This window comes from Methanosarcina mangrovi (assembly GCF_052057765.1).
Lineage (GTDB): Archaea > Halobacteriota > Methanosarcinia > Methanosarcinales > Methanosarcinaceae > Methanosarcina.
In genome coordinates this window covers 2,528,447-2,540,579 of record NZ_CP195120.1, presented here as the reverse complement: position 1 = coordinate 2,540,579, position 12,133 = coordinate 2,528,447, and the positions used below count along the sequence as shown (strand labels likewise).

The window sequence follows — 12,133 nt, the reverse complement described above, 5'->3', positions numbered from 1 at the left end:
TTCCTGCCCCCGACTTCATAAAAATCCAAAGGTTAATATAAACGCCCTGCCAGCTTGTCTGGCGGCCGGTCAAAAAAAAAGAAAGAAAAAAGATTTGGAAGAGATAAAAACCGAAATTTCTTTCAAGTAGAATTTTATTCATTAGTTTTCTGTCTGTTTCGTGGCTCATTGACAGTTTTTACTTTCTGTTTTTTTCTCTCTTTTTTTGGGGCAAACCGCTTTCCTGCGTCTCTTTACTTTACCACTGTTTTTAAGTTAGTCCGCTTGAGCTAAGCTTATTGCTAAAATCCATAAAGTTAGTCTGCTTGAGCGCAGTTCACTACTTTATCCCAAAATTGGCCCTCTTGAGCGAAGCGAAAAGGGCAGCGTACTGCAGAGCCGCAACTCTGCCGATTAAACATAAGAATCCAGCCCCATTCAGGTGCTTTCAATAGCTTTTACGGGGTCGAGTTTTGCAGCTTTCCTTGCAGGGTAGATACCTGAGATAGCATTGACTATGAAAGCAAAGAAAGCAGCATATACAAAGTTAAGGGGCTTTACCTCAAGAGGAAGGGTCTGAAGCCCGAAATACATTTCCTGAGGGACTTCGATTTCATAATTCTGCAGGGCAATGGTCACAATATAACCGAGAACGGTGCCAAGCACCAGACCTATGGCTCCGAGGACCAGGGACTGGAAAAGAAAGACAACCATTATGCTTTTTTGAGAAGCTCCCATTGCTTTCAGAATGCCGATTTCCTTTGTCCTCTGGGCAACGATAGTGATAAGGGTATTTGCAATCCCGAAACCCGCAATCCCGTAGATCAGGAGATAGAAGATATTTACAAAGATCATCTGGGTATCAAGGAGGCCGAGGATTTCAGCATTTGCTTCGCTCCAGCTTACGGCATCAAGCCCGGTTTCTTCTTCAATCGAAGCCGCAATGGCCTCGGCCTGATAGGGGTCTGCAACCCTGACTCCGATGGTGCTCACAACGCCGGGCTCGTTAAAGAAGTCCTGAACCGAATCGAGCCTTGCATAGGCTGTTACCTCGTCTGCAGAAGTACCGGTATGGATCAGCCCTATGACCTTAAAAGAAGTTGTTTTTGAACCCGGAAAAACAGCGTCCACCCTGTCTCCCACGTTGACTTCAAGGTTTTCAGCAAGCTGATCCCCGAGCAGAATCCCGTACCTTGTATGGACAAGGGCCATAAGATCCCCTTCAACAACATCCTCACTAACTTTCATCACATTCTCTTCAGCCACAGGGTCAACTCCCTGAAGGGAAACCCCCTCAGCATTGTCCCTGTATTCCAGCGCCACCTGACCCAGGTATTTGGGGGATACGGCTATAACTCCATCTTTTTCGGCAATCCGGGCAGATGTATGCCTGTAGAGATGTATGAACTCCTCTTTTTCGTCCTGGGGACTGATGACTATATGGGGATTATTTTCTATGCTTGAAGTTACAAGCTCATCCTGAAAACCCGATAGCATTGCCATCATTACCGTTATCACAGCAACTGCCAGAGCAACGGCAAGTATGGCAAAAAGGGTCTGCTTTTTTCTGGATAATACCTGCCTTAAAGCAATTTTCAGTTCATACATCTGGATAAACTCCTGGACCCGCCCAGACTTTAAAAATTTTCAGGCAGCCTAAAACCTTAAAATTTTCAGGGAAATTCTATCTGCATAGCATTTCAAATCTTTGAGAATTTCAAATTTTCAAGTGTGTTCAAACTTTCAAGACTTTTAAGTTCATCCGAACCATCCTGACAGTTTAGATTTTCAGACTCTTATTCATTCTTGGAGGGCTGATTATAAAGCTGTTTCTGATACAGGAAGAAAGATAAACGGAAAAAAATATGTAAAGTTCCGGATGAGCCGCCCTAATTGCGACTCGGCACCCGGGTTTCACGCGGGACAGACAGGGCAGTTAATACCATCCGGTAGCCCCGGAGCAGTAACAACTGGCTTCCTACTACCTGGCCGAATTCAGAAAACATAAACAGGCTCGAAAGTCAGGGGGCAATGAAAATGAGGTCAACGAGAAGTGAAACTAAAAGACCAGGACTAAGAAATAAGGAGTAAGAAAACAAAGAACAGAGGCTTAAAAAGGAAATGAAAGAGTTAAAAAGTAAACCAAAAAAGGAAATGAAAGAGTTAAAAAGTAAATCAAAAAGGTTAGAGCTGCACATAATGTGCAACTTCACCGAGATCTTCTTCAATTCTGAGGAGCTGGTTATATTTTGCAGTCCTCTCGCCACGGGCCGGAGCTCCGGTCTTGATCATTTCTGCACCGATGGCAACTGAGAGATCTGAGATGGTGGTGTCTTCGGTTTCGGCGGAACGGTGGCTTACGATTACGGTGTAGCCGTTTCTGGAAGCCATGCTGGCGGCATCGAAGGCTTCGGAGATTGAGCCGATCTGGTTGACTTTGAGGAGAAGGGCGTTTGCAGCTCCCATGTCCACACCTTTTGAGAGTCTTTCGATGTTTGTGACAAAGAGATCGTCCCCTACAATGATCGTGTCCCAGAGTTCATTGGTGAGGGCTTCAAAGTCCTCGAAGGCTTCCTCGTAGAAGGGATCCTCGATAGAAAGGATGGGGTAGGAGTTTACAAGCTCCACATAGTAGTCAAGCAGTTCCGGAGCAGACAGTTTCTTTCCGTCAATGTTATAGAATTCTTCTTCATAGAACTCGGTTGCTGCGGCGTCAAGCCCTATTGTAACCTCGGATTCGGTGTATCCTGCTTCTTCAATTGCCTGTACGAGGGCGTCAAGAGCTTCTGCGGACTCACTCATTTTGGGAGCATAGCCGCCTTCGTAGCCTACATTTGTAGAAGAACGCCCGTATTTTTTCTCCAGATACTTCCCGAGGACATGGTAGATCTCAGCCCCGATCTGAAGGGCTTCGTAGAAAGTTTCAGCACCTTTGGGCTGAATCATGAACTCCTGGATTGCAAGCTCATTTCCTGCATGCTTGCCTCCGTTCAGGACATTCATTGTGGGTACCGGAAGTGTAAAAGCGTTAGATCCGCCGAAGTAGCGGTAAAGGGGCATGTTAAGGGAATCAGATGCGGCTTTTGCAACAGCCATGGAAACGCCAAGGATTGAATTGGCTCCAAGGTTTGATTTATTTTCGGTTTCGTCAAGCTCAATCATCAGCTCATCGATTTCCCGCTGGTTTCGCACATCAAGTCCAAGCAATTCCTTCTGGATGATGGTATTTACGTTCTTGACTGCGGTCAGAACCCCTTTTCCCCCGTATCTGTTGGGGTCTGCATCGCGCAGTTCAAGGGCTTCATTTGTACCCGTGGAAGCTCCTGAAGGGACACTTGCTCTGCCAAATCCCTTTGGCGTAAACACATCAACTTCAATTGTGGGATTTCCCCTTGAGTCCAGGATCTCCCGAGCATGTATCTTTTGGATCTTATATTCTCCAGAATCCTGCTGTAAACCGATATACGACATCATTTCACCCTTTCTAATCTCTGATCTATGTATACATATATTCTGTTATTTGAACTTGACTTTTCCTTAACCTAACCGTTACATGTCCGAATCGTATTTAATTCTTTATCCGGTTCGAACGAATAAATTTGCCTAAGTTATATCTGTGTTTCTGATAAAAGAGATTCCTCTATTTCACATTTCCAGCACCCTTTCAATCTCAGGGCAGCGGTATTTAAGAAGTCCCGAGTTTGAGTATTTTCCAATCTTCCTTAGAGCAAATCCTTCCCATTTAAAGAATTGGAGATATTAGTGCGCTTAAAACTGGTTATTCCATTTCTCAGGAATGCTTATTTCAAACCATCGGGAATAACCATATTCTATATGGCAAAACCTATCTCCCTGTTTCTGGAAAGCCTTTTTTCTACTTAAGAGATGTTTAATTCCTGCAAACGCCTATTTTAAAGGTTTTGGTTAGAACACTACAAAGGCTATTTTTTTCTGGAGATCGATCCCCTTACTCTTTTATACATAAACTCATCAAAGAAAGTCTTACTAGGGTTAGATGCCTTTTTTACCTAGTAACAATGCTCAATTTATTTAAAAAAATAATTTTATCTACATAAAATATATAAACCTGAAAGTATTATTCATTCACAATGACCGACGATTCTCCAGTTAATTTAACCGAAAAAGAGTATTCAATTATTGATATGCTCCAGAGCCTGGGACTCCCGAGGACAGAGGCTACCGCAATCGTTTGCTTAAAGGACTGCAGGGAACTCAGATCCCTTCATATCGAACTTGTTTCCGGGCTCAGACAACCGGAAGTGAGTGTAGCTATGCGCCCTCTTAAGGATAGGGGCTGGGTGGATGAAAGGTCCGAAAAGAAGAACAAAGGAAAAGGCAGACCAGTGAAATACTACCAATTAACAGTACCGTTCCCGCAGATAGTCCAGATCCTTGAAGAAGAGTTCTTAAAAGATAATAACGAGAAAATAATCGCTCTTAAAAGGTTGAGGGAACTGGAAATTATAATGCAAAATTAAGTTTACCGCAAAATTAAGTTTACTGCAAAATTAAGTTTACCGCAAAATTAAGTTTACTGCAAAATTAAGTTTACTGCAAAATTAAGTTTACTGCAAAATTAAGTTTACTGCAAAATTAAGTTTACTGCAAAATTAAGTTTACTGCAATTCAGTTTAAAGGAAGTTCGCGATAAAACGTATCTCAAAAATAAATGTAAGGAAATCTGCCAGATCTGATTCTTCCATAAATCTTTATCAGTTTTGATTACTACAAATTTCCTGACCGTTTTGTAATTCTTGGTCCTTCCGAAATATTATTCTTCATCCGGGGCATGCATAAAGTTCACAGGAGAAAAGCCCTGCTCCGGATCCATTACCCTTCTGGCAGAAATTCCTTCAAGCTCGAAAATAAATACCTCAACAACCATAAAGACTTCACTTTCCCCTCTCAGGCATCCCAGTTTAACGCTTTTTTCCCTGGCTGTTCCGGCATGAAGGTGAATTTTGGGTTTCCCGTTTTCCTGGAAAATATTGCCTATTCCGAGAATCTCATGGGCGTCATTGAAGCCAGCCCAGACGGGTTCAGGAGGCCTTCTATTTTCTTTAGGACCTGTAACAAGCTTTCCTTCCCTCAGTGCGCCGAGCAGCATAAACACAGCCGAATCAATCTTTTCCAGTTCTGCAAGTTTAATAAGTTCCAGAATAAGGTCATCCCCGTGGTCAACCCTGACGGTGAAGACCCTGCCGATCCTTCCTTTTGCGTATTCCATTTTTTCCCTCTACTGATCCGTTATTTTTCCGTCCACAATTCTGACAATCCTATCGGCTTTTCCGGCCAGATCCTCGTTGTGGGTTACCACAATAAAGGTCTGGTTATATTCTTTATTCAGCCTGCGGAGCAGTTCATAGATCAAATCTCCGGATTTGGTATCCAGGTTGCCTGTAGGCTCATCCCCAAGTACAATTGCCGGCGAACAGCTAAGAGCCCGGGCGACCGCAACCCTCTGGTTCTGCCCTCCAGAGAGTTCGCCCGGTCTGTGATCCATTCTGTCTTCAAGCCCCACATCTTTTAAAAGTTTTTCGGCAATACCCTTTGCTTCGTCCCTGCTCTTTCCCGCAATCAGGAGCGGCATCATCACGTTTTCCAGAGCAGTGAAATCCGGCAGCAGGTGGTGATACTGGAAGACAAAGCCGAGCATCCTGTTTCTCATCCCGGAACGATCCTTATCCGACATTTTTGTAACGTCATTTCCGTCTATCAGGATGGTTCCCGAACTGGGCGTGTCGAGAAGACCTATGAGATGCATAAGTGTGCTTTTACCTGAGCCAGAAGGACCTACAATTGCAACAAACTCTCCTTTTTTAATATTCAGGTTTGCATTGTTGAGCGCGCGAAATTCCACGCCATCTTTGTAAACTTTGGTCAGGTTCCTAAGCTCTATAATCGGGCTTTCGTCTGTCATGCTTTTCCTGTGTTTTCAAAACTTTAATATTTAAAATAAAGGGGTTCTTAAGTAAAGAGCTTTTGGGAAGAAAGACAAAAAACCCTTTTCGAGCTCTACATTTCCTTAAAAAATTCCCTTTAGTTCTAAAGAATTGGGATGAGTTATCAGGCTGGACGCAGGAAATACCCCCTGTTGAGTCGCCTGCTATTAAATTATCTGCCATTATACCTGCGGGCTTTTGAGAGCAGGTAAAAATAAAAATCAGGTTTCACGAAACCTCAGCTCTCAGATACCTCCACAGTTCCTTTTTCCAGATTTTCCGTTACCACGTAAATCTGGACTCCTGTGCCCTCAGGAGACAGGGCAAAAGCTAAGTCTCTTCCGAAGTGCAGACCTGTAAACCGGTGTCTTACCCTGTAAGTGCTCAGGCTTTTGATTTCTCCTCTTTCACCTGCCCCATACAAAGTGACAGCCTCCCGGGCTCCGTAAAGGGCCAGAGCTCCACCCACCTTTTTTCGAGGGACCTGGTGCCTCTTTCTCCTATAAACCCGAGCTCTACCGAGTTATAGGGGTCTTCTGTCTTAAAAAGCAGGACTCCTTCTTCTGAGGCGACTGCAAGCCTGTCTCCAGACAAAAGGAGATTGAAGTCATTCTGCCTCTTTTTCTTTCCGTTAGTGCTAACGAGGTATGCCACCGTGAGGACTACAAAACTATAGTTCCAAACCCAATATTTTTATATCAAATTAATTATATTTACTATGAAATGAGCTAGATGAATTAGTGTTAATAAGAGGACGCCTTCTGAAGAACTTGAATCTTTGATTAAAAGTATGATTCACTGAGTTAAAAACTATAATTAAATTATATAAGAGTTCTGAACATGGAATTAGAATACGTGCCCACACCCTGTCCCTATTGCGGAACAGGATGTGGCTTTAACCTTGTAGTAAAGGATGGAAGGGCTGCAGGCATCGAGCCATGGCACCGGGCTCCTGTCAATTCAGGGAAGCTTTGCTAGAAAGGCAGGTACGCACACGAGTTCATCCACAACAAGGACCGGCTTGTAAAGCCGCTGGTCAGGAAAAACGGGCAGTTTGTGGAGGTGGGCTGGGAAGAAGGGTGCAGAACTGCTTGAACAGGCAAAAACTGCAGGTGCGGTTGAAATCATTCTACCGGTCCCGAAAGGGCTGAAGATCCGGGAGAAAACGGAGCAGTCGATGCTGAACCTGGCTGAGGACTGGAGGAAGAAAGACTTCCTGGCCCTCGGGAAAGGAAAAACTCGCCTGCGGCAGATGGTGGAGGAGACTTCCCGCTGCATCAGGTGTTACACATGCGTTGAGGTCTGCCCTGCCATTCCCCATGCAAAACCCTCAGATTTTACAGTGGACACTTCCGAAAAAGTGCCTCCTGCTTTTGCGTTCCACATACTTCGCTATTCCCTTGTTGCGGATTCCTGCATCGACTGCGGGCAGTGTGAGGAACTCTGTCCCATGGACATCCCTAATGCGCTTTTCATGCATTCCCTTGCTGTGGAGCTTCAGGAACTCTATGGGTACAGGGCAGGTGAGGATATCTCCCTTCCGAAGGTCTCGCCTGTGGAAACTTTCTTTCGAGAAAAAGAGCACGAAGAAAAAGAGCACAAAGAAAAAGAGCATGAAAATCAGGCAAGCGAGGAAGAAGGTGAATCTGCCTGGGCCTCATCTGTGGGTCTTGCCCGGCTCACAAGATAAGCTGCTGTAAGGATGAGCACACAACCCAGCAAGGTAGAGGCATAGAGTGGGTTTTTCAGGACTGCGGTGTCAAAGAAGATTCCTGATACAGGCTCGAGAAGGGCAAGAATACTGCCTGTCTGTGCCCTGATACCCGAAATTCCTTTGAGGTAGAGGATAGCAGCGAATGTAATGGTCAAACCGAAGAGAAGCAGGGTATTGAAGTTTCTAAAGTAGACGGGAACCGGAGTCGAAAGGGCAGATGGCAGCATAAAAAGAAGGCTTATCCCGGTCAGCCAGAAAGTCTGGGATATCCCTGTATAGTCGTGCCTCAGGTAGCGAATCGTGACTATGGTGGTGCCAAAAGAGAGGCCTGAAAGCAGCCCGAACAGTAAACCTTTCATAAAATCGGACCCTGAACTCAGGTTTCCCATAATCTCTCCGGGGCGAGCAATGAGCAACACCCCTGCAAGTGAAAGGAAAAGAGGCAGAAAGCTTTTACTGTTACTTCTTTCTCCAAGGATCGAAGGAGCGAGCAGGTTGACATATACAGGAGCCGTATAAAGGAGCAGGACAGCAACGGAAATCCCGCTGTACCTTATAGCCGAGAAATAGCATATGCCTGTTACCGCATTCAGAAAACCCAGCAGCAGCAGATATTTTCGATTCCTGCCGGGCCTGAGCTGCTCAAGACTTCCGCTCAGCAGCAGGTAAAAGAAAATCATGCATAAACCGAAAAAGAGCCTGCAGAATAGAACGGACCCCACGGACATGTCCTGAACCCTGTCAAGAAAAACTCCTATGGTGCCATAGATAATGCTCCCCGTTATGACCTCGGAGTAAGGTCTGAAAGAGTTTTCCTGTGTGGGCATATTCCGGAAATAGAAGACTGCAGATATATATTTTTTGGGAATGGACAAAAAAGTAAGAGTTGAAAAAGCTCGAATTAAATTCAAAACCTATTTGCACTTCCCGATTTGGGATTCGCCCGAATTGCGCCTCGGGAGTACGCGGTCTGTTTCACTCGCTTCGCTCGCTCAAGCAGACTATATTATGGATTTTATCAATAAGCTGCGCTCGAGAGGACGAGCTTGATATCGACGGTAAATAAAGAGATGCAAGAGAGCGGTTTGTTTCGGTCTTATTTTCTCTTTCAAATATGTTTTTGTCTGTTTTTTCAGGGCTGTCAGACAGGCTGTCGGAGGCAGACTAAAATGAATGGATTCGAAACCAATCTCCGGAATTAAGGGAAGTATTCTCATCGGGGGTATTTTTTCCCTTATATTTTGATCTCTATAGTCGCGATCAGTATCGTTTTGCCTGTTGATTTTTACCTGACTTGCGGCCGTTTTCAATCCATTAGGGCGCGGAGGAAAAAACAAAAGATTGCACTTTAGAGATTGCAAATAATGTCAAAAATCAATCAGGGACTGCCGGATTTATCTAAAGTATAATTTTCAGGAATTGAATTTATCAAAAATAGGAGATCAAAAACAGGACTCTTGCAGGGAAATAAAATAAAAAAAGAAAGTGGGGTATTTATTTACCCTGTACCCTTAAAAGTTCTTTTTTCCAGGAGGGAAACTTTTTGCTTGATATTATCTTTTCCCCAAAGATCAACTTCTTCAGGAAATCGGAGTTTTCCAGGCTTATTACGATTGCTGCTGCAAGGATAAAGAAGGAGCCTATAAGCATTCCGCTGTGAATTGGACTTCCAAGAACCGTGTAATCAAAGAAGATACAGGAAACCGGTTCAAGAAGAGTGAGGATACTGCCTGTGATGGCGCTTACACCCGCAACTCCTCTGATATAGAAGACTGCACCTATGCCGGTGATGAGGACTCCGAAGAGCATGAGGACGGGAAGGTTTGCAGCGAGAACCTGACCTGGAAGAGTAACTGCGAAAGGAGACAGGAAGACCAGGCTGATCGCACTCTGCCAGACAAGCTGGGTAAGGCCGTTATACTCATCCCTCAGGAAACGGACGGATATTATGACTCCACTGCTGAAGAGGCCTCCTACGAGCCCGAAAATTACGCCTTTCAGATAGTTGCTTCCAAATTCAAGCTGCTCAAAACCGCCTTCAGGTCTTGTCACGTAGAAGACGCCTATAAGGCCCAGGAACAGAGCAAGAATAGTCTTTTCAGTATTCTTTTCTCCGAGAAGAACGGGGGCAAGTAAAGTCAGGTATATAGGGTCGGTATACAGGAGCAGGACAGCAGAAGAAGCTCCAAGGTACCTGATTGCAGAATAGTAGGAAAACATCTGTAAAACATATAAAATCCCTAGAAGAAGCAGGTATTTTTTCTTTCGTTTCAACGAGAGTTGTCCTAGATTTCCGGTAATTGCAAGATAGCATAATATGGCTGATAGCCCGAAAAGAACCCTATAGAAAATAATAGATCCTACAGACATATCCTTAAGCAATTCCATGAAAATTCCGACGGTACCGTAAATAATGCATGCAGTGAGTAGTTCAAGATGATGTTTGGGGGCAGCAGTCAAAGCAACAGTCATATATATTCAGGGGGTATGAATGTATATATATTTTTAGTAAGATAACGGCAATTCCAGTGGTATAATACTTCGTAAAAAAATTGGATAATTTAACACAAAATATTTCCCACAGCCGGGACAGGTCCTTAATGTTAAATTATATTTTAAGGTAAAAATTCAACTTTCAGACTTTTTAAGGTTAAGAACCACGTACTGCCTGCTTCCTGTCCTGTAGATTGTAAGCCCCTTCAATCCCTGCTCCCAGGCGTATATCAGAGCCTGCTCAATATCTTCCTTCCCGGCATCTGCAGGCATGTTTATGGTCTTTGAGATTCCTGCATGGCAGTGGCGTTGAAAGGCTGCCTGTATGTCAATATGAGTTTTCCACCCAATATCAAGAGCTGACATGAAGAGCTTTTTTTCATTCTCGGACACTATCTCAGGGTCATTTATGTCCTGCAGGGTTCCATGCGTGTAGACATGCTCAAGGAGTCCATTGTAATCAGATTCCGGGAGTCTTGGCTTGAAATATGCTTCAAAGAGCGGGTGTACGAGCAGGAATTCTTTTCCCACTGTCCGGGTCCGCCTGTAGACCCAGCTGAAAACAGGTTCAATCCCTGCAGAGCAGCCGGCAAGAATGCTGATAGTGCCAGTCGGCGCTATTGCTGTCAGTGTGGCGTTTCTTATTGGGAGTTCCCAGGTGGAGTTTTCATGTTCCGGAAAAGCCCCCTTTTCTGCCGCAAGTTTTCTTGATTCCCGGACCGCAGCCCAGTTAATCTGTTCCATAAGCTTTTCTGCAAGTTCGACAGCTTCTGTTGAGTCATAGGACAGCCCCAGTTTCAAAAGCATATCGTGGAATCCCATAACTCCAAGTCCGATTTTCCTCGTCTTTCGGGTCGCCTCCTCAATCTCCGGGACAGGGTACACATTGATATCGATTTCATTATCCAGGAAACGGACGGCTTTTCCGGCTGTTTCCCTTAGAGAATCCCAGTTGATTTTTCCGTCCTCAACGAAAAGGGAAAGGTTAAGGCTGCCCAGATTGCAGGATTCGTAAGGAAGGAGAGGCTCTTCTCCGCAGGGGTTTGTGGCAGTGATATCCCCCAGCACCGGGGTGAAGTTATCCCTGTTAATACGGTCGTAGAAAAGAACTCCCGGTTCCCCGTTTTTCCAGATCCCGTCAACGATCTCGGAGAAGATATCCCCAACTGTTTTACCTGTCCTGGGGTTCCAGACCTCTTCAGTGCTGCCTGCTTCAACAAGCCTGATAAAAGCATCAGGGACCATTACGGAGAGGTTAAAATTTCTAAAGCTCCCTTCAACATGCTTTGCCCTGATGAAAGGGATAATATCATCATGTGAGACATCAAGTATTCCTATATTTGCGCCTCTGCGCCTGCCGAACTGTTTGATGACTTCGGTTGCCTCGTTAAAGAGCCTCATGAAAGAAAGAGGGCCGCTTGCAACCCCGTCAACGCAGAGGGCCTGAGACCCTTTTGGGCGTACCTTAGAGAAGTTGAACCCGCTCCCTCCCCCTGTTTTCTGGATGAGGGCTGCGGTTTTGAGGGCATCGAAAATTTCCTCGACACTATCCTCCACAGGTACTACGAAACAGGCGGCAAGCTGGCCGAGTTCCGTGCCTGCATTCATAAGCGTGGGAGAGCTCGGGAGAAATATTTTACGGACCATAAGGTCTTTAAATTCCAGATATTCGTCTTCGCCTGTTGCAATTGCCCTTGCCACCCTCTCACAGACGTCCTCCCAGCCTTTTTCCCCTTCGCGCAAGTACCTGGCTTTGAGGGCTTCGGCAACAAGAACATCCCATCCTTCGGTTGTTTCCCACACAGAAATCATTCCCCAGATAGTCAGCAGACTTCGGTCCTCGATAAAAGAAGTTATAAAGAAGTTATATTCAATATTGGGCAGGATTTTTTATCATTGTATCCGAATAAGCGTTCAGAAATTATGATCAGAATCCATGATTAGAATCTATTTACTTGAATTTAAAAAGGTTTTTGTGGTTAAG

11 protein-coding genes and 1 pseudogene are annotated in these 12,133 nt (G+C 44.8%); 3 read left to right on the top strand and 9 right to left on the bottom strand.

All coding sequences use genetic code 11. The features are described 5' to 3' along the window. Positions 1-417 precede the first annotated feature (417 nt). The gene (locus tag ACSAZL_RS11305; protein WP_440944759.1) at positions 418-1,587 is read right to left on the bottom strand and encodes an ABC transporter permease; all 1,170 of its coding nucleotides are present in this window, start codon (positions 1,585-1,587) and stop codon (positions 418-420) included. Positions 1,588-2,163: 576 nt separating this feature from the next. Continuing rightward, positions 2,164-3,450 (bottom strand): phosphopyruvate hydratase, encoded by a 1,287-nt coding sequence (gene eno / locus ACSAZL_RS11300; protein WP_440948759.1) that lies wholly within the window; start codon positions 3,448-3,450, stop codon positions 2,164-2,166. Positions 3,451-4,088: 638 nt separating this feature from the next. On the opposite strand from eno, the gene ACSAZL_RS11295 reads away from it, so the two are divergent. Continuing rightward, positions 4,089-4,478, top strand: a complete 390-nt coding sequence (locus ACSAZL_RS11295; RefSeq protein WP_440948758.1) for a transcriptional regulator — start codon at positions 4,089-4,091, stop codon at positions 4,476-4,478. 293 nt (positions 4,479-4,771) lie between these two features. Here ACSAZL_RS11295 and ACSAZL_RS11290 read toward each other — a convergent pair whose 3' ends face one another. From ACSAZL_RS11290 to ACSAZL_RS11275, 4 genes are all read right to left on the bottom strand, one after another. Continuing rightward, positions 4,772-5,227, bottom strand: a complete 456-nt coding sequence (locus tag ACSAZL_RS11290; protein WP_440948757.1) for a PPC domain-containing DNA-binding protein — start codon at positions 5,225-5,227, stop codon at positions 4,772-4,774. A gap of 9 nt (positions 5,228-5,236) precedes the next feature. Further along, the gene (locus ACSAZL_RS11285) at positions 5,237-5,920 is read right to left on the bottom strand and encodes an ABC transporter ATP-binding protein (protein ID WP_440948756.1); all 684 of its coding nucleotides are present in this window, start codon (positions 5,918-5,920) and stop codon (positions 5,237-5,239) included. A 260-nt stretch (positions 5,921-6,180) separates the two neighbouring features. Next, complete coding sequence (locus ACSAZL_RS11280) at positions 6,181-6,366, bottom strand: hypothetical protein (RefSeq protein WP_440948755.1); 186 nt, start codon at positions 6,364-6,366, stop codon at positions 6,181-6,183. Continuing rightward, positions 6,327-6,596, bottom strand: coding sequence for a hypothetical protein (locus tag ACSAZL_RS11275; RefSeq protein ID WP_440948754.1), 270 nt, complete (start codon positions 6,594-6,596; stop codon positions 6,327-6,329). Before ACSAZL_RS11275 ends, ACSAZL_RS11280 begins: the two co-directional genes overlap by 40 nt. A gap of 186 nt (positions 6,597-6,782) precedes the next feature. On the opposite strand from ACSAZL_RS11275, the pseudogene ACSAZL_RS11270 reads away from it, so the two are divergent. After that, positions 6,783-7,019: pseudogene (locus ACSAZL_RS11270) on the top strand (formate dehydrogenase subunit alpha); the annotation flags it as partial. 100 nt (positions 7,020-7,119) lie between these two features. Then, positions 7,120-7,632 carry a 4Fe-4S dicluster domain-containing protein gene (locus tag ACSAZL_RS11265; protein ID WP_440948838.1) on the top strand — a complete coding sequence of 171 codons (513 nt, stop codon included), beginning with the start codon at positions 7,120-7,122 and terminating at the stop codon, positions 7,630-7,632. Here the strand turns inward: ACSAZL_RS11265 and ACSAZL_RS11260 are convergent. The 3 genes from ACSAZL_RS11260 to ACSAZL_RS11250 form a co-directional block, all read right to left on the bottom strand. Then, a complete protein-coding gene (locus ACSAZL_RS11260) occupies positions 7,563-8,483 on the bottom strand; it encodes a DMT family transporter (RefSeq protein WP_440948753.1) in 921 nt (306 codons plus the stop codon). The genes ACSAZL_RS11265 and ACSAZL_RS11260 overlap by 70 nt on opposite strands. A gap of 667 nt (positions 8,484-9,150) precedes the next feature. Then, complete coding sequence (locus tag ACSAZL_RS11255) at positions 9,151-10,128, bottom strand: DMT family transporter (RefSeq protein ID WP_440948752.1); 978 nt, start codon at positions 10,126-10,128, stop codon at positions 9,151-9,153. 156 nt (positions 10,129-10,284) lie between these two features. Further along, a complete protein-coding gene (locus tag ACSAZL_RS11250; protein WP_440948751.1) occupies positions 10,285-11,961 on the bottom strand; it encodes an adenosylcobalamin-dependent ribonucleoside-diphosphate reductase in 1,677 nt (558 codons plus the stop codon). Positions 11,962-12,133 lie beyond the last annotated feature (172 nt).

Coding starts and splice junctions, on each gene's coding strand:
- ACSAZL_RS11260 (WP_440948753.1), bottom strand. CDS start 8,483: ATGCCCACACAGGAAAACTCTTTCAGACCTTACTCCGAGGTCATAACG.
- eno (WP_440948759.1), bottom strand. CDS start 3,450: ATGTCGTATATCGGTTTACAGCAGGATTCTGGAGAATATAAGATCCAA.
- ACSAZL_RS11305 (WP_440944759.1), bottom strand. CDS start 1,587: ATGTATGAACTGAAAATTGCTTTAAGGCAGGTATTATCCAGAAAAAAG.
- ACSAZL_RS11265 (WP_440948838.1), top strand. CDS start 7,120: ATGCTGAACCTGGCTGAGGACTGGAGGAAGAAAGACTTCCTGGCCCTC.
- ACSAZL_RS11250 (WP_440948751.1), bottom strand. CDS start 11,961: ATGATTTCTGTGTGGGAAACAACCGAAGGATGGGATGTTCTTGTTGCC.
- ACSAZL_RS11295 (WP_440948758.1), top strand. CDS start 4,089: ATGACCGACGATTCTCCAGTTAATTTAACCGAAAAAGAGTATTCAATT.
- ACSAZL_RS11285 (WP_440948756.1), bottom strand. CDS start 5,920: ATGACAGACGAAAGCCCGATTATAGAGCTTAGGAACCTGACCAAAGTT.
- ACSAZL_RS11255 (WP_440948752.1), bottom strand. CDS start 10,128: ATGACTGTTGCTTTGACTGCTGCCCCCAAACATCATCTTGAACTACTC.
- ACSAZL_RS11290 (WP_440948757.1), bottom strand. CDS start 5,227: ATGGAATACGCAAAAGGAAGGATCGGCAGGGTCTTCACCGTCAGGGTT.